The sequence below is a fragment of the Streptomyces sp. NPDC056224 genome (assembly GCF_042267665.1).
Lineage (GTDB): Bacteria > Actinomycetota > Actinomycetes > Streptomycetales > Streptomycetaceae > Streptomyces.
The window spans coordinates 21,681-38,450 of record NZ_JBHJTK010000038.1; the positions used below are offsets into that span (position 1 = coordinate 21,681).

14 protein-coding genes and 1 pseudogene are annotated in these 16,770 nt (G+C 71.5%); 8 read left to right on the forward strand and 7 right to left on the reverse strand.

Going from position 1 to position 16,770, the window contains the following annotated elements; genetic code table 11:
* The first annotated feature begins 70 nt into the window (after positions 1-70).
* The 3 genes from ACFCZ1_RS30435 (at position 71) to ACFCZ1_RS30445 (ending at position 3,516) form a co-directional block, all read left to right on the forward strand.
* Positions 71-925 carry an SDR family oxidoreductase gene (locus ACFCZ1_RS30435; RefSeq protein WP_376681481.1) on the forward strand — a complete coding sequence of 285 codons (855 nt, stop codon included), beginning with the start codon at positions 71-73 and terminating at the stop codon, positions 923-925.
* Positions 926-1,038: 113 nt separating this feature from the next.
* Entirely contained in the window at positions 1,039-1,983 is a 945-nt protein-coding gene (rarD, locus tag ACFCZ1_RS30440) for an EamA family transporter RarD (RefSeq protein WP_376681482.1), read from the forward strand.
* A gap of 213 nt (positions 1,984-2,196) precedes the next feature.
* A complete protein-coding gene (locus ACFCZ1_RS30445; protein ID WP_376681483.1) occupies positions 2,197-3,516 on the forward strand; it encodes a M28 family metallopeptidase in 1,320 nt (439 codons plus the stop codon).
* Here the strand turns inward: ACFCZ1_RS30445 and ACFCZ1_RS30450 are convergent.
* The 4 genes from ACFCZ1_RS30450 to ACFCZ1_RS30465 all read right to left on the reverse strand — a co-directional run bounded on the left by ACFCZ1_RS30450 (position 3,506) and on the right by ACFCZ1_RS30465 (position 6,797).
* On the reverse strand, positions 3,506-3,910 hold the full coding sequence (locus ACFCZ1_RS30450; RefSeq protein ID WP_376681484.1) for a hypothetical protein: 405 nt from the start codon (positions 3,908-3,910) through the stop codon (positions 3,506-3,508). The two genes, ACFCZ1_RS30445 and ACFCZ1_RS30450, sit on opposite strands and share 11 nt — an antisense overlap.
* On the reverse strand, positions 3,907-4,110 hold the full coding sequence (locus ACFCZ1_RS30455) for a plasmid partition protein ParG (RefSeq protein WP_376681485.1): 204 nt from the start codon (positions 4,108-4,110) through the stop codon (positions 3,907-3,909). The genes ACFCZ1_RS30450 and ACFCZ1_RS30455 overlap by 4 nt, the downstream gene beginning before the upstream one ends.
* A 150-nt stretch (positions 4,111-4,260) precedes the next feature.
* Positions 4,261-5,481, reverse strand: a complete 1,221-nt coding sequence (locus tag ACFCZ1_RS30460; RefSeq protein WP_376681486.1) for an outer membrane lipoprotein carrier protein LolA — start codon at positions 5,479-5,481, stop codon at positions 4,261-4,263.
* Positions 5,482-5,786: 305 nt separating this feature from the next.
* The gene (locus ACFCZ1_RS30465; protein WP_376681487.1) at positions 5,787-6,797 is read right to left on the reverse strand and encodes a polyprenyl synthetase family protein; all 1,011 of its coding nucleotides are present in this window, start codon (positions 6,795-6,797) and stop codon (positions 5,787-5,789) included.
* Positions 6,798-6,980: 183 nt separating this feature from the next.
* Here ACFCZ1_RS30465 and ACFCZ1_RS30470 point away from each other — a divergent pair.
* A pseudogene (locus ACFCZ1_RS30470) lies at positions 6,981-7,323 on the forward strand (hypothetical protein); the annotation flags it as partial.
* Positions 7,324-7,509: 186 nt separating this feature from the next.
* The gene (locus ACFCZ1_RS30475; protein ID WP_376681488.1) at positions 7,510-9,513 is read left to right on the forward strand and encodes a CocE/NonD family hydrolase; all 2,004 of its coding nucleotides are present in this window, start codon (positions 7,510-7,512) and stop codon (positions 9,511-9,513) included.
* Between the two features lie 7 nt (positions 9,514-9,520).
* On the opposite strand, the gene ACFCZ1_RS30480 is transcribed toward ACFCZ1_RS30475, so the two are convergent.
* Positions 9,521-10,327 carry a Cof-type HAD-IIB family hydrolase gene (locus ACFCZ1_RS30480; RefSeq protein WP_376681489.1) on the reverse strand — a complete coding sequence of 269 codons (807 nt, stop codon included), beginning with the start codon at positions 10,325-10,327 and terminating at the stop codon, positions 9,521-9,523.
* A gap of 364 nt (positions 10,328-10,691) precedes the next feature.
* Here ACFCZ1_RS30480 and fahA point away from each other — a divergent pair, with 364 nt between their 5' ends.
* The 3 genes from fahA (at position 10,692) to ACFCZ1_RS30495 (ending at position 13,446) form a co-directional block, all read left to right on the forward strand.
* Positions 10,692-11,915 (forward strand): fumarylacetoacetase, encoded by a 1,224-nt coding sequence (gene fahA / locus ACFCZ1_RS30485; protein ID WP_376681490.1) that lies wholly within the window; start codon positions 10,692-10,694, stop codon positions 11,913-11,915.
* Between the two features lie 277 nt (positions 11,916-12,192).
* Complete coding sequence (locus ACFCZ1_RS30490; protein ID WP_376681491.1) at positions 12,193-12,756, forward strand: hypothetical protein; 564 nt, start codon at positions 12,193-12,195, stop codon at positions 12,754-12,756.
* 84 nt (positions 12,757-12,840) lie between these two features.
* Positions 12,841-13,446: a hypothetical protein gene (locus tag ACFCZ1_RS30495; protein ID WP_376681492.1), complete on the forward strand. Its 606-nt coding sequence runs from the start codon at positions 12,841-12,843 to the stop codon at positions 13,444-13,446.
* Positions 13,447-13,525: 79 nt separating this feature from the next.
* On the opposite strand, the gene nuoN is transcribed toward ACFCZ1_RS30495, so the two are convergent.
* Complete coding sequence (nuoN, locus tag ACFCZ1_RS30500; protein ID WP_376681493.1) at positions 13,526-15,181, reverse strand: NADH-quinone oxidoreductase subunit NuoN; 1,656 nt, start codon at positions 15,179-15,181, stop codon at positions 13,526-13,528.
* A complete protein-coding gene (locus tag ACFCZ1_RS30505) occupies positions 15,178-16,770 on the reverse strand; it encodes an NADH-quinone oxidoreductase subunit M (RefSeq protein ID WP_376681494.1) in 1,593 nt (530 codons plus the stop codon). Before ACFCZ1_RS30505 ends, nuoN begins: the two co-directional genes overlap by 4 nt.

The window sequence follows — 16,770 nt, forward strand, 5'->3', positions numbered from 1 at the left end:
GCGCTTTCAAAAAGTTAGCGCTTACCGTAGGGTGGCACTACTAGGCGCCGTTCCAGCGAGGAGAACACTCATGAGCATCGTCATCACCGGAGCCACCGGAGCCCTCGGACGTCTCGTCGTCGAGGAACTGCTGACCCGCGTCGACGCAGACCGTGTCGCCGTCGTCGTCCGTGACGAGGAGAAGGCCGCCGGCCTGGCCGCCCGCGGGGTCGAGGTGCGCGTGGCCGACTACGACGACCCGGCGGCGCTGTCCGCCGCCTTCCGGGCCGGCGACCGGGTCCTGCTGATCTCCGGCAACGAGATCGGCCGCCGCGTCGCGCAGCACACCGCCGTACTGGAGGCCGCGCAGGCGGCGGGTGTGGCGCAGCTCGCCTACACCGGCGTCCTCGGCGGCCCCGAGGCCGATTTCGACCTGGCCGCCGAGCACCGGGCGACCGAGCAGGCCATCCTCGACTCCGGGATCCCCTACACCTTCCTGCGCAACGGCTGGTACCACGAGAACTACACCGGGAACCTGGCCACCGCCCTGGAGCACGGCGCGGTCGTCGGCAGTGCGGGCGCGGGCCGGATCGCCTCCGCGGCGCGCGCCGACTACGCGGCCGCCGCGGCCGTGGTGCTCACCGGCGGGGGCCACCTGAACCGGGTCTACGAGCTCTCCGGCGACACCGCGTGGAGCCTGGCGGAGTACGCGGCCGAGCTGTCGGCGCAGACCGGCAAGGAGATCGCGTACGCGGAGGTGCCGGCGGCGGAGCACCTGTCGGTCCTGACCGGCGCCGGGGTCCCCGAGGGCTTCGCGGCGATCATCGTCGACGTGGACGCCGCGATCGCGCGCGGCCGGCTGGCGGGGACCAGCGGAGATCTGGCCCGCCTGATCGGACGGCCGACGACCCCTGTGGCCGAGGCGATCGCCGCCGCACTGGCCTGAGGTCCCACGCAAGCCCCTGCGGGTGTCATGAGTATCTCCCCGGAACGGGCATGACATCCGGCCCCTGCGGCGATACCGTCGTCAGGTTGGCTTGAAGTCGCACAGGAGGCCACGTGAAGGCGGAGAACGAACAGCGCACGGGTTTGCTCTACGGATTCGGCGCTTACGGGATGTGGGGGCTGGTCCCCCTCTTCTGGCCGCTGCTCAGGCCCTCCGGTGCGGTCGAGATCCTCGCCCACCGCATGGTGTGGTCCCTGGCCGTGGTCGGGGTGGCGCTGCTCGCGCTGCGCCGCTGGGGCTGGGTACGGGAGCTGCTCCGCCAGCCCCGCAAGCTCGGCCTGACCACGCTGGCCGCCTCGGTGATCAGCGTGAACTGGGGCCTGTACATCTGGGCCGTCAACAACGGTCAGGTCGTCGAGGCCAGCCTCGGCTACTTCATCAATCCGCTGGTCAGCATCGCGATCGGCGTCCTGGTCCTGGGTGAGCGGCTGCGCCGCGCACAGTGGGCGGCGGTCGCCGTCAGCTTCATCGCCGTGCTGGTGCTGGCCATCGGCTACGGGCGGCCGCCGTGGATCTCGCTGATCCTGGCCTTCTCCTTCGCGACGTACGGGCTGATCAAGAAGAAGCTCAACATGGGCGGGCTGGAGTCGCTGACCGCCGAGACGGCCGTGCTGTTCCTGCCCGCCCTCGGCTACCTGCTGTGGCTGGGCGCGCAGGGCCAGTCCACCTTCGCCTCGCACGGGGTCGGCCACTCGCTCCTGCTGGCCGCGACCGGGCTGGTCACCGCGATCCCGCTGGTGTTCTTCGGCGCCGCGGCGATCCGGGTCCCGCTGTCCACCCTCGGGCTCCTCCAGTATCTGGCCCCGGTCTTCCAGTTCGGGCTCGGCGTCCTCTACTTCCACGAGGCGATGCCGCCCGAGCGCTGGGCCGGATTCTCCCTGGTGTGGGCCGCCCTCGCCGTCCTGACCTGGGACGCGCTGCGTACGTCCCGGCGCTCCCGGGCGGCGCTCGCGATGACGCCGGCCCCTGCCGCGACACCGGCGCACGAGCCCGCGTAGGACTCCCGGGCAGCGCTCACCCGGCTCCCCCGATCCCCGGTACGGAAACCCCGTACCGGGGATCGTCCGTTTTCCGAACTCCCCTGACCGAATTGTGGTCTTGACGGACAGTCATACTCTCGCTGAACATCAGGCTCGCACAGACGCACCATCGCTCACCTGCTCTATACCGCCCGTTCCGTCTAATCCCCGCGGAATCCCCGGAGCCCCCACATGAGCCTGTCCGTCTCCCGGCGCCTTGCTGCCGTGACCGCCTTCGCGGTCGCCGGCCTGTTCGCCGCCACCACTCCCGCCGCGCTCGCCGCCCCCACGGCGGCCGCCGCGGCACCGACACCGCCCGACATCCCGCTGGCCAACGTCAAGGCCCACCTCACGCAGCTCTCCACGATCGCCGCCAACAACGGCGGCAACCGCGCCCACGGCCGGACCGGCTACAAGGCCTCGATCGACTACGTGAAGGCCAAGCTCGACGCGGCGGGCTTCACCACGACCCTGCAGACCTTCACCTCCAGCGGCGCCACGGGCTACAACCTGATCGCCGACTGGCCGGGCGGCGACCCGAACTCGGTCCTGATGTCCGGTTCGCACCTGGACTCGGTCACCGCCGGCGCCGGCATCAACGACAACGGCTCCGGTTCCGCGGCCGTCCTGGAGACCGCGCTCGCCGTCTCCCGGGCGGGCCTGCAGCCGACGAAGCACCTGCGCTTCGGCTGGTGGGGCGCGGAGGAACTCGGCCTGATCGGCTCGAAGTACTACGTCAACAACCTGCCGGCGACCGAGAAGGCGAAGATCTCCGGCTACCTGAACTTCGACATGATCGGCTCGCCGAACCCGGGCTACTTCGTCTACGACGACGACCCGACCATCGAGCAGACCTTCAAGAACTACTACGCCGGCCTCGGCATCCCGACCGAGATCGAGACCGAGGGCGACGGCCGCTCCGACCACGCGCCCTTCAAGAGCGCGGGCATCCCCGTCGGCGGTCTGTTCTCCGGCGCCGACTACACCAAGACGGCGGCCCAGGCGCAGAAGTGGGGCGGCACCTCCGGTCAGGCCTTCGACCGCTGCTACCACTCCTCCTGCGACTCCCTGGCGAACATCAACGACACCGCCCTGGACCGCAACGCCGACGCGGTCGCCTACGCGGTCTGGACCCTCGGGGCGGCCACGCCGGTCCCGCCGGGCCCCTCCTTCGAGAACACGGCGGACGTGTCCATCCCGGACTCCCCCGCTGCCGCGGTGACCTCGCCGATCACGGTGTCCGGGGTCACCGGCAACGCGCCCGCCACCACCAAGGTCGACGTGAACATCGTCCACACCTACCGCGGTGACCTGGTGATCGACCTGCTCGCGCCCGACGGCACGGCCTACCGGCTGAAGAACTCCTCCAGTTCGGACTCGGCCGACAACGTCATCGCCTCGTACACGGTCAACGCGTCGGGCGAGGTCGCCAACGGGATCTGGAAGCTCCAGGTCAAGGACGTGGCCGGGCAGGACGTCGGCTACATCAACAGCTGGAAGATCACTTTCTGACCGTCGCGTCGGGCTGCGGGTCCTGGATACGGGCCCGCAGCTCCTCGGCGACCGCCCCGATGTCCACGCGGCCCAGCTTCGCCGCCTCGACCAGGTCGCCGAGCTCCTCCGGCGAGGGCAGCTGCTTGGCCCCGGCCACGCGCAGGTACGAGCGGGTCGCGGCGGCGGCGTAGAACTCGTTCATCGGAGATTCCAGCGCCGGGCACACGGCGAGGGTGTGCAGGAAGGCGGCGGCCCGCCACGCGGTGTCCGGGGCGGGCTGCTCGGGCACCAGGACGAGGTCGTTCTGGTGCCGGGCCACCGCGGCGGCCACCCCGGAGGGGTCCCACACGGCGGGATCGGACGGGAGATGGTGGGCCAGAGCGGTCCAGGCCCACTCCATGGTGATCTTCAATTGCCGAACCGCTCCTGGAAGTAGCCCCAGTGGTCCGCGAACTCCTCTATGCCGGACAGGAACTTCTTCCGGTCGTCGTCGAGTTCGCGCTCCGTGACCTCGGTGATCAACGCGGTGACCGTCGTCCCCAGCGCCGCCGCGCGCGCCTTCAGACGCTCATGGAACTCTTCGTTCAGGCGGATGGTGACGTGTTTCGACATGCACACCACCGTACAGCGGGGCCGCTGTACGCAGGAGGGGAACGGCGGAAGGGTGGCCCGGGACACAGGTCCCGGACCACCCTTCCGCCGTCGGCCGTTACGTCCCGCTACTTCACGGCTGCCTCACGGCCGCCTCACGCTGCCTCACGGCTACTTGGCGGCGTTCGCCGTCTTCACCAGCTGGTCCTTGGTGACCGCGCCGACGTACACCTTGCCGTCGTCCGTGATCAGGGCGTTGACCACGCGGGTGGAGAAGATCCGGCCCTCTCCGAACTTCCCGGTGACCTTGTCCCCGAGGGAGCTCATGAACTGCTTGGCCTCCTTGGGCGCGTTCTTGTCGTTCTCCAGGTCCTTCAGGCTCCGGCCGGCCCCGGTGTCGATCTGCGCGACGGTGGCCCAGCCCTCGCCGAGGACCTTCGTCTCGCCCTTGCCGTTCGCGCCTCCGGTCACGGCGCCCAGGCCCGGGAAGGACTCCAGAGCCTTCCAGTGCTTGTCTTCCAGGGCCTTCCCCTTCTCACCACGGCCGTGCCCGTCCGAACCCTCGGTCACCTTGGCGCCCTTGGGCGCGGTGAAGGCGAAGGTGTCGGCGGACGGCTTGGCGAAGTCCACCTTGGTGAAGCCGGCGTCGACGATCGGCTTGCCGCCCTGGGAGGAGAGCAGCTGCACGCGCAGCGGCACGCCGTTCTTGGCGTCGACCGCGATCTGGATCGCGCCGACCGTGGACCCGGCCTGCTTGGGCTTGAGCACCAGCTGGTAGGCGTCACGCCCGGCCACCTGCGCCGTGTCGCCGACGCCGATGTCCGTGGTCGGGCCCGCGGCCTTCAGGACCTCCTCGGCCAGCTGCTGGGGGGAGGCGGCCAGCCGGTCGGCGGCCTTCTTGTGGTCGGCGGCCCCGTCCTTGCCCGCCTCGGGGGCCTTCTCGTGGAAGACCTCGTTCGACTTGGAGTCGTAGCCCCACACGTCGTTGCCGTTGTGGACGAGGCTGTACTCGTCCTTGCCGTCCAGGAAGGTCAGCTTCTGGCGGTCCGGGCCGTCGGCCGCGACGCGGAAGGTGTGCGTCCCGTTCGCCAGCTGCGCGACCTTGTCCTCCGGAGCGGCGGAGCCTCCCGTGACGCCGCCGCCGCCGAGCAGACCGCTCGCGATCTTCGGCAGGCCCAGGTCGGTGGTGATCCGGGCGGTGCCGGACAACTCCTGTACGTCCGAAGCGGCGATCTTCTCGATGAGCTGCTGCGCCGTCACCTTCGGCAGGTCGGGTCCGCCGGCGGTGGCGAAGGCCGGGACCATCGCTACGGTCGCCGCGGCCACACCCGCCACCGCGACCGGTACGGCGTACCGGGCGACCTTGCGAGAAGTCTTCGTGTTCGCTGCCATGTCAGTGCCCTGCCCTCTGTGTCGACGGCGGCGACGCCCGTGTCGCCGCGCTCACCCGATCTGGTGGGGTTGATGACTCCATCTGACCAAATGGGGGACGCGCGGGCGTCAGCCCCCGGACGCAAATGCGCGTACACCCGTGGGATGACACGCGAAGGCCCCTCCTCCTGCGACCCGTAGGGGTCGGCAGGACGGAAGGGCCCGTTCCGCTGTTGTTCGCGTGCGCCAGGGATGCCAGGGATGCCAGGGATGCCAGGAGCGCCAGGAGTGCCGGCCCGGTGCCGGCCCGGGCGGCAGTCCGGGTGCTAACCCGCCCGGTGCACCACCGCGTCGCACAGTTCCTCCAGCGCCGACTTCGCGGAGCACGCCGGCAGCGGCGCCAGCATGGCCCGCGCCTCCTCGGCGTAGCGGACGGTGTCGCGGCGCGCCTGCTCCAGCGCGGGGTGCGCGCGGAGCCGGGTCAGCACTTCGGCGTGGCGGGCGTCGTCCGTGAGGTCGCCGTCCAGGAGGCTCACGAGTTCCAGGTCGTCCGGGTTGCCGTCGCGGGCCGCCATCTCGCGCAGCCGCAGCACGGGCAGGGTCGGGATGCCCTCGCGCAGGTCGGTGCCCGGGGTCTTGCCGGACTCGTGCGCGTCGGAGGCGATGTCGAGGACGTCGTCGGCCAGCTGGAAGGCCAGACCCAGCCGCTCGCCGTACTGCGTGAGGATGTCGACGGCCATCTCGTCGGCGCCGGACATCATCGCGCCGAAGCGGCAGGAGACGGCGACCAGCGAGCTGGTCTTCCCGGCCATGACGTCGAGGTAGTGGGCGACCGGGTCGCGGCCGTCACGCGGGCCGGCCGTCTCAAGGATCTGACCCGTCACCAGCCGCTCGAAGGCCTCGGCCTGGATGCGGACGGCCTCCGGCCCGAGGTCGGCCAGGATGTGCGAGGCGCGGGCGAACAGGAAGTCACCCGTCAGGACGGCCACCGAGTTGCCCCAGCGGGTGTTCGCGCTCTCCACGCCGCGGCGTACGTCCGCCTCGTCCATGACGTCGTCGTGGTAGAGGGTCGCCAGGTGCGTGAGCTCCACGACGACGGCGGAGGGCACGATTCCGGGCGCGTAGGGATCGCCGAAACGGGCGGCGAGCATCACCAGCAGCGGCCGGAAGCGCTTGCCTCCGGCCCGCACCAGATGCTGTGCGGCCTCGGTGATGAAGGGGACTTCGCTCTTGGTGGCCTCCAGCAGACCCGCCTCGACGGCGGCCAGTCCGGCCTGGACATCGGTCTCAAGAGCCTGGTCCCGCACGCTCAGTCCGAACGGCCCGACGACGGTCACGAGGGGTACTCCTGTCTGCTGACGATCACGTTGACGATCACCTGGATTGTCGATGTGTCGCTGCCATCACTCAAGCCAGCGTATCGGGTCTGTTTTCGATCACCGAGAGGGCCTGTCCGGGCGCCACCCACGCACCGTCCGAAGCGCACCGGTATGTTCTGGAGGAGCCGAATCAACCGGAGAATGCGTTTTGTCCAGAACTGTCACCGGTATAGAGGAACCAGCGGATCCGGCGGCCGGCCGGCCGCCGCCCCGCGGCGGCGCTTCCCCGGCCACCCGCGGGGCCGGGCCACGCTCTCGCGGCCGGAGGTCCGGGAGCGCTTCTCGTTCCTGGGCATGCAGGCCATCCTCGTCCTCTGCTTCGCGGACACGGTGGCGAACGGCGGCCCGGGAATGAAACCGGGCACCGCGGCGTCCGTCTCGGCGGCGTACGGGACCATGGTCTACCTCGTCTCCGTCGCCGGCGGATGGCTCGCCGACCGCGTCCTCGGTTCGTACCGGGCCGCGCTGCGGGGCGGCGCCCTGACCCCCTGCGACCCCCGGGTCACGGCCGCGCCGCCCGCCGCGATGCACTCCTCCCCCGGGCTCCGTCCGGGGGAACCTCCGGTGACGAAGATCATCGGGCGGCTGTCTCGTCTTCGCCGCCCTCGCCACCCTTCCGGCGCCCTGGCTGCGGCGCACCACGCACCCGGTTCACCAAGGCGGTTCGCGCATGATCATCCGTACCGAATTCCCGTACGGGACCACCCGCGAGGATGTCCGGATCCCGATGCCCGACGGCGTCGAGCTCTACGCCCGCGTCTGGCGCCCGGTCACCGACGGGCCCGTCCCGGCACTGCTGGAGTACCTCCCGTACCGGCTCACCGACTGGACCGCGCCGCGCGACTGGCAGCGCCACCCCTGGTACGCGGGGCACGGCTACGCCTCGGTGCGCGTGGACGTGCGCGGCCACGGGTGCAGCGGAGGCCGCCCCGGCGACGAGTACGACGCCCGTGAGCTGGCCGACGGGGTCGCGGTCGTCGAGTGGCTGGCGGCGCAGCCGTGGTGCACGGGGGCGGTGGGGATGTTCGGCATCTCCTGGGGCGGCTTCAACGGCCTGCAGATCGCGGCGCTCGCGCCCGAGGCCCTCAAGGCGGTCGTCACCGTCTGCTCCACCGACGACCGGTACGACAACGACGTGCACTACGCGGGCGGCTCGGTCCTGGCCGTGGACATGCACGCGTGGGCGGCCACCATGCTGGCCTTCGCCTCCCGCCCGCCGGACCCGAAGTTCGTCGGCGACGGCTGGCGGGAGCAGTGGCTGGACCGCCTGGAGGGCGTCGAACCGCTCATCCACACCTGGCTCTCGCACCAGACCCGCGACGGCTACTGGCGCCACGGCAGCGTCTGCGAGGACTACCCGGCGATCCGCGCGGCGGTCCTCGCGGTGGGCGGCTGGCACGACCCCTACCGGGACACCGTCCTGCGCCTGGTCTCCGCCCTCCCCGCGGCCCGGGTCCGGGGCCTGATCGGCCCGTGGTCCCACCAGTACCCGGACCGCGCGCTGCCGCCGGGCCCGGCCATCGGCTTCCTCCAGGAGACGCTGCGCTGGTGGGACCACTGGCTGAAGGGCGAGGACAACGACGTGATGGACGAGCCGCTGCTCCGCGCCTGGATCAGCGACTCCCACCCGCCCGCGACGGTGTACGACGAACTCCCGGGCCGCTGGGTCGGGGAGGGGTCCTGGCCCTCGGCCTCGGTCATCCCGGTCGCGTACGGGTTCCAGGGCGCGCCGGTGGCCGTCGCCTCCCCGCAGCACACCGGGATGGACGCGGGCCGTTTCTTCCCCTTCGGCAACGACGCCGACCTGCCGCCGGACCAGCGGGAGGAGGACGCGAAGTCGGCCTGCTTCGAGTTCCCGGTGGCGGCCGGGGAGCCGGTGGAGATCCTGGGCCGGCCCTCGGTGACCCTGCGGCTGCGCCTGGACGTGCCGTACGGGCAGGTCGTGGCCCGGCTGTGCGACGTGGCCCCGGACGGCTCCTCGACGCTGATCACGCGGGGCGTGCTGAACCTCTCCGCGCGCCGGGGCCGGGAGCAGGCCGTGCCGTGGCCGGTGGGCTCGTACGAGGACGTCACCTTCGAGCTGAACGGCATCGGCCACGCCTTCCCGCCGGGACACCGCATCCGCCTCGCGGTGTCCTCGGCGTACTGGCCGTGGATCTGGCCGCGGGCCGGCTCCGAGGCGGGCTGGACCCTGGACCCGGCGGGCAGCGCGCTGACCCTCCCGGTGCGGGCCGCGTCGCCGGGCGGGGAGGGGATCGTCTTCGAGGCGCCGGAGCAGGCGGAACCGCTGGGGGTGGTGTACCCGGCCACGCTGGACGAGCCGCGGCCGGAGCGGCTGGTCGTCCGGGACGTCGCGCGCGGGACCTGGCGGCTGGAGGTGGACCCGCGGTACGGGGGCACCCGGGTGTACCCGGACGGCCTGGAGTACGGCGAGGACGCGCTGGAGGTGTACGAGATCCAGGACGCCGACCCGCTGTCCGCCCGGACGCGGTCGGACTGGCGGATCCGGCTCCACCGGCCGGAGCTGGGCTGGGACGCGCGGGTCGAGACCCGGTCGGAGATCCGCTGCGACGAGGGCGGCTTCCTGACGTCGAACGAGGTGGTGTGCCGGGAGGGCGACGAGGTGGTCTTCCACCGGACGTGGGAGCGCCGCCTTCCGCGCGCCGCCGGGTGACCGGCCGTCAGCCGAAGAGCCGTTCGAGCACCACCGCGATGCCGTCGTCCTCGTTGGACAGGGTGATCTCGTCGGCGACGGCCACCAGCTCGCGGTGGGCGTTGGCCATGGCCACCCCGTGGGCGGACCACGCGAACATCGGGACGTCGTTCGGCATGTCGCCGAACGCGATCGTCGCCGAGGCGGGCAGCCCCAGGACGTCCGCCGCCCGCGCGAGTCCGCTGGCCTTGTCGATGCCGGGCGGCTGGAGTTCCACCGTGTGCTCCCCCGCCATGGTCACGTTCACCAGGTCGCCGACCACCGACCGCGCCACCCGCGTCAGCTCGTCGTCGTCCAGCCGGGGGTGCTGGAGCAGCACCTTGGTGATCGGGGCCGGCCACAGGTCGGACCGCCTCGGCACCCGCACGGTCGGCAGGTGCGGATGCCACATCCGGTAGCCCGGCCCTATCAGCATCTCCGCGTCCACCCCCTCCTGGTTGACCGCCGCGTAGACCTCGCCGATCTCCGCCTCGATCTTGCCGAGGGCCACCTCGGCCAGCCCCCGGTCCATGCAAACGGAGTGCAGCAGGCGCCCGCGCGCCGCGTCGTACACCTGCGCGCCCTGCCCGCACACCGCGAGCCCCGTGTATCCGAGGCCGTCCAGGACGTGCCGTACCTGCGGGACCGGGCGGCCGGTGACGATGATGTGCTGGGCGCCGGCCGCGCGGGCCTTCGCGAGCGCCGCGCACGAGCGGGAGGAAACGGCGTCCCCGGCACGCAGCAGAGTCCCGTCCAGGTCGGTGGCGATCAAGGTATAGGGGAGGGCGGAAGTCACGGCGCCAAGGATACGGACCCCGTTGGACAAGTCCTACAAATACTGCCCGAATCCGTCCTCCCGCAGCTCCCACCAGCCTCTTGGGGCGCTCGCGGACCCAACAGCCCGGCATCCGCACACCGCTTGGCGGGTAGCCGTGGACCCTGCCCAGCTACACGGAGCCGACCATACGGCTTGAACTCGGCAGCACATGCGAAAAGATGAGATATGAGCGGAACTGTCGATATCTGACAGTGATCGTCCTGCCAGGTGTGTTCCATCTCCGTTCGGGGGCCGGGGCCTTCCCGCACGATCCTGGGTAGCGTGTCCCGCACTGTGTTTGCCGGGACACCCCCGGACCGCGTCGAAAGCGAGGCAGCACCCCATGCCCCAGCAGAGCCCCCTCGATGTACCCGAGGGCGACCCGTTCGGGCCGCACAACCTCCCGTACGGCGTCTTCTCGACCGCCGCAGAGAGCCGGCGCCGGATCGGTGTGCGGATCGGCGGACACGTGCTCGACGCGGGGGCGGCCGCGGCCTCGCTCGGTTCCCCGTACGCCGGGCTGCTCGGACAGTCCTCCCTCAACCCGCTGCTCGCCGCAGGTCGCACCGCCTGGCGCGACGTGCGCCGCGCGCTGACCGCCTGGGTCACCGACCCCGGCCACCGGCCCACGGTGGAGCCGCACCTGCTGCCGCTGGACGAGGTCGAGCTGCACCTGCCGTACGAGGTCGCCGACTACGTCGACTTCTACGCGAGCGAGCACCACGCCACCAACGTCGGTCGGATCTTCCGCCCGGACGGGGACGCGCTGACCCCCAACTGGAAGCACCTGCCCATCGGTTACCACGGCCGCTCCGGCACGATCGTGGTCTCCGGGACCGACGTCGTACGGCCCAGCGGGCAGCGCAAGGCCCCCACCGACCCGGCGCCCGTCTTCGGGCCGTCCGTCAAGCTCGACATCGAGGCCGAGGTCGGCTTCGTCGTCGGCGCCCCGTCCGAGATGGGCCGCCCGGTGGCGCTGGGCGAGTTCGAGGACCACGTCTTCGGGCTCTTCCTCCTCAACGACTGGTCGGCGCGCGACATCCAGGCCTGGGAGTACGTGCCGCTGGGCCCCTTCCTCGGCAAGTCCTTCGCCACCTCCGTCTCCGCCTGGGTGACCCCGCTGGAGGCCCTGGACGCGGCCCGCGTCGCCCCGCCCGCCCGGGACTTCCCGCTGCTGCCCTACCTCGACGACTCCGCCGTCGACCGCCCCGGCGGCTTCGACCTGCGCATCACCGTGTCCATCAACGGGCAGGAGGTGGCGCAGCCGCCGTTCGCGTCGATGTACTGGACCGCCGCCCAGCAGCTCGCGCACATGACCGTCAACGGCGCCTCCCTGCGCACCGGCGACGTGTACGGCTCCGGGACCGTCAGCGGCCCCGAGACCGGCCAGCGCGGCTCGCTGCTGGAGCTGACCTGGAACGGCCGCGACGCGATCGAGCTCGCCGACGGCAAGCGCACCTTCCTGGAGGACGGGGACACCGTCACCCTCACCGCCTGGGCCCCGGGCACGGACGGCACGCGCGTGGGCCTCGGCGAGGTCACCGGCCGCATCGTGGGATCCCGCTAGCCAGGATCCGGGACGAGGGCTTCGGGACGAGGGCTTCGGGACGAGGGCTTCGGGACGAGGGCTTCGGGACGAGCGGCTTCGGGACGAGCGGCTTCGGGCGCGGCGGCGGATCTCCTCCCCGCCCCGCCGAAGCCGCGGCCGTCGGCGCCCCGGCGCGGGCGTCCACGCCTACGCCGCCCGGGCGGTCCGGCCCCGGCCGTCCGGCCTGCCGCCCGGCCGGACGGCGGCCCGCGGGCGATGCTCCTTGGACCTCGGCCCCACGATCCAGGAGCCCCGTATGGCCCCTCGTACCGGCATGCTCGCCCTGGCCCCGGCCCTGACCGCCGCGGCGGCCCTGGCCCTCCCGGCGGGACCCGCCGCGGCCCGTCCGGGCCCGGAGCCGGACCCGGCCGCGTGGACCGGCCTCGCCCGGGCCGCCCTGGCGAGCTCCCGGTACGTCCGGGAACGGACCGCGGTGGAGGCCGGGTACGTGCCCGACACGTACTGCGTGACCGACCCGGCAGGCGCCGGGGCCCTGGGCTACCCGCACTTCAACCACGCCTACGACGATTCGCTGGACCCGGAAAAGCCCACCGCCCTGCTGTACGAGGACGACGCGTCGGGCCGCCGCAGGCTGGTCGCCCTCGAATGGGTCGTCATGGACCGGGACGGGAACCTCCAGACGGACGACGACCGCCCGAGCCTGTTCGGGCAGCCCTTCAAGGGGCCGATCCCGGGCCGCTTCAAGGGGCAGAAGGTCCACTACGCCTTCCACGTGTGGCTGTGGAAGCCCAATCCCGCCGGGATGTTCGCGACGTTCAACCCCGAGGTGCGCTGCCGCCCCGGCACCACCAGGCCCTGAACCCCCGTTTGGGGGCGTGCCGCGTGCAGGGGCCCGGCGGCCCCGGGATGGTGGACGAAAGCCCCCGAACGGCAGGAGCCCCCGATGTCCGCCCGTACTCGCAAGGCTGTCCTGACCTGCGCTGCCGCCGCGTCGCTCGGCCTGGCCGCCGTGGCCCCGGCCCACGGGGTCGAGGGGCCCGCGCCCGACCCGCACGACCACAAGGCCATGAGGGACATGGCGACGGCGATCGCGGTGACGGCCAGGTACGCGGACGAGCGGGAGGCCCTCAAGGACGGGTACGTCCCCCACGGCCATGAATGCATGACCAACCCGTTCGGGGTGGGCGCCATGGGCTACCACTACGTCAAGCAGGCCAACTGGGGTTCGAAGGACCCCAGCAGGCCGACGGCGCTCCTCTACAGCACGGCGAAGGACCGCAACGGCCGTCGCATGCTCCAGACGGTGGAGTGGATGTCCACCGACCGGGACCAGGACCTGAAGACCACCGACGACAGGCCGAGCATGTTCGGGCTGCCCTTCGACGGCCCCATGCCGGGCCACTGGGCGGGCATGCCCAAGCACTACGACCTGCACATGTGGGCCTACAAGGAGAACCCGGCCGGCCGTTTCCACAACTGGAACCCCGCGCTGACCTGCCCGGGCAAGGCCGCTGCCCCGGCGAAGCCAGGGCACGCGCACGGCCACTAGCGCCGTCCGTTCATGCCGAAGGGCCCGGCTCCCTTCGTGAGGGGGGAGCCGGGCCCTTCCGCGTGCCGCGCGGACCGGGTCAGCGGACGAAGGTGCTCGCCTGACCCGCCAGGTCCAGGAAGTACTGCGGAGCCACACCCAGGACCACGGTCACCGCGACGCCCACCGCGATGGTCGTCATCGTCAGCGGCGAGGGGACGGCCACCGTCGGGCCGTCGGCCTTCGGCTCGCTGAAGAACATCAGGACGATCACCCGGATGTAGAAGAACGCGGCGATCGCGGACGAGATGACACCGACCACGACCAGCGCTCCCGCGCCGCCCTCCGCCGCCGCCGTGAACACGGCGAACTTGCCCGAGAAGCCCGAGGTCAGCGGAATGCCGGCGAAGGCCAGCAAGAACACCGCGAAGACGGCCGCGGTCAGCGGCGAACGCCGTCCCAGCCCGGCCCACTTGGACAGGTGCGTCGCCTCCCCGCCCGCGTCGCGCACCAGGGTGACCACCGCGAAGGCGCCGATCGTCACGAAGGAGTAGGCGGCCAGATAGAAGAGGACCGACTGGACGCCCTCCGCCGAGGTCGCGATCACACCGGCCAGGATGAAGCCCGCGTGCGCGATCGAGGAGTACGCCAGCAGCCGCTTGACGTCCGTCTGGGTCACGGCGATCACCGCGCCCGCGAGCATCGTGACGATCGCGATGCCCCACATCACCGGCCGCCAGTCCCACCGCAGGCCCGGCAGGACCACGTAGAGGAGACGCAGGAGGGCACCGAACGCGGCCACCTTCGTCGCCGCCGCCATGAAGCCGGTGACCGGCGTCGGGGCACCCTGGTAGACGTCCGGGGTCCACATGTGGAAGGGGACCGCGCCGACCTTGAAGAGCAGGCCCATCAGGATCAGCGCCCCGCCGATCAGCAGCAGCGCGTCATTGCCCATGGTGGAGGCCAGCGCCGGGTCGATCTTCGAGACCGTGCCGTCGACCACGTCGGCGATCGCCGCGTACGAGACCGAGCCCGCGTACCCGTAGAGCAGCGCGATGCCGAAGAGGAAGAAGGCGGAGGCGAAGGCTCCCAGCAGGAAGTACTTCACCGCGGCCTCCTGCGACATCAGCCGCTGGCGGCGGGCGACGGCGCAGAGCAGGTACAGCGGGAGGGAGAAGACCTCCAGCGCGATGAACAGCGTCAGCAGGTCGTTGGCCGACGGGAAGATCAGCATGCCGGAGATCGCGAACAGGGCCAGCGGGAAGACCTCGGTGGTGGTGAAGCCCGCCTTGACCGCCGCCTTCTCGCTCTCGCTGCCCGGTACGGACGCCGCCTGCGCGGCGAAGGAGTCCACCCGGTTGCCGTGCGCGGCCGGGTCGAGCCTCCGCTCGGCGAAGGTGAAGATCGCGACGACCGAGGCCAGCAGGATGGTGCCCTGCAGGAACAGCGCCGGGCCGTCCACCGCGATGGCGCCCATCGCCGCGATGCGCGCCTTGGTGCTCCCGTACCCGCCGGCCGCGAGGCCGACGACCGCCGCGAAGGCCGCGGCCAGCGCGGCGACGGCGAGGAACACCTGGACGTAGTAACGGGACTTGCGCGGCACGAAGGCCTCGACGAGGACGCCGAGGACCGCCGCGCCCACCACGATCAGGGTGGGCGCGAGCTGCGCGTACTCGATGACCGGCGCCGGGATCCGGTCGACCGGTCCGTCGGCCGCCAGCGTCCACAGGCTGTGGGCGGAAGTCAGTGTGCTCACTTCGCCTCCTCCCCGTTCTTGGCTTCGACGGCGACCTCGGGCTTCGGGTCCGTCTGCTTCACGTCCGACATGGTGTGCTCCACCGCCGGGTTGACGATGTCGGTGAGCACCTTCGGGTAGACGCCCAGCCCGATCAGCAGCGCGATCAGCGGGGCGACCACCAGCACCTCCCGCAGGTGCAGGTCCGGCATCGTGCGGACCTGCTCCTTCACGGGGCCGGTCATCGTGCGTTGGTAGAGCACCAGCGTGTAGAGCGCGGCCAGCACGATGCCGATGGTGGCGATGATGCCGACGACCGGGTACCGGGTGAACGTGCCGACCAGGACCAGGAATTCGCTGACGAAGGGTGCGAGACCCGGCAGCGAGAGGGTGGCGAGGCCGCCGATCAGGAAGGTGCCGGCGAGGACCGGGGCCACCTTCTGGACGCCGCCGTAGTCGGCGATGAGCCGCGAGCCGCGCCGCGAGATCAGGAAGCCGGCCACCAGCATCAGCGCCGCCGTCGAGATCCCGTGGTTGACCATGTAGAGCGTCGCACCGGACTGCCCCTGGGAGGTCATCGCGAAGATGCCCAGGATGATGAAGCCGAAGTGCGAGATGGAGGCGTAGGCGACCAGCCGCTTGATGTCGCGCTGCCCGACCGCGACCAGCGCGCCGTAGACGATGCTGATCAGGGCCAGGACCAGGACCACCGGGGTGGCCCACTTGCTGGCGTCGGGGAAGAGTCCGAGGCAGAAGCGGAGCATCGCGAAGGTGCCGACCTTGTCGACGACCGCGGTGATCAGTACGGCGACCGGGGCGGTGGCCTCGCCCATCGCGTTCGGCAGCCAGGTGTGCAGCGGCCACAGCGGGGCCTTCACCGCGAAGGCGAAGAAGAAGCCGAGGAACAGCAGCCGCTCGGTGTTGGTCGCCATGTCGAGCGTGCCCGCGGCGCGGGCGGCGGTGATCTCCTGGAGCGAGAAGTTCCCGGCGACCACGTACAGACCGATGACGGCGGCCAGCATGATCAGGCCGCCGACCAGGTTGTAGAGGAGGAACTTGACGGCCGCGTACGAGCGCTGCGCGGCCGCGTTCTCGTCCGAGCCCGCGTGCGCCCGGTCCCCGAAGCCGCCGATGAGGAAGTACATCGGGATGAGCATGGCTTCGAAGAAGATGTAGAAGAGGAAGACGTCGGTGGCCTCGAAGGAGATGATCACCATCGCCTCGACCAGCAGGATCAGGGCGAAGAAGCCCTGCGTCGGCCGCCATCGGGAGGACTGGGTTTCGAGGGGGTCGGCGTCGTGCCAGCCGGCCGCGATCACGAAGGGGATCAGGAGCGCGGTGAGGCCGATGAGCACCACCCCGATCCCGTCCACCCCCAGCTCGTAGCGGACGCCGAAGTCGGCGATCCAGGGGCGGGATTCGGTGAGCTGGTAGCGGTCGCCGCCGGGCTCGAAGCGGATCGCGACGAGCACGGCCAGGGCCAGGGTCGCCAGCGAGAAGAGCAGGGCGAGCCACTTGGCGGCGGTCCTGCGGGCGGCCGGGACGGCCGCCGTCAGGACCGCACCGGCCGCGGGGACCGCGGCCGTCACCGTCAGAAGCGGGAAATTCAT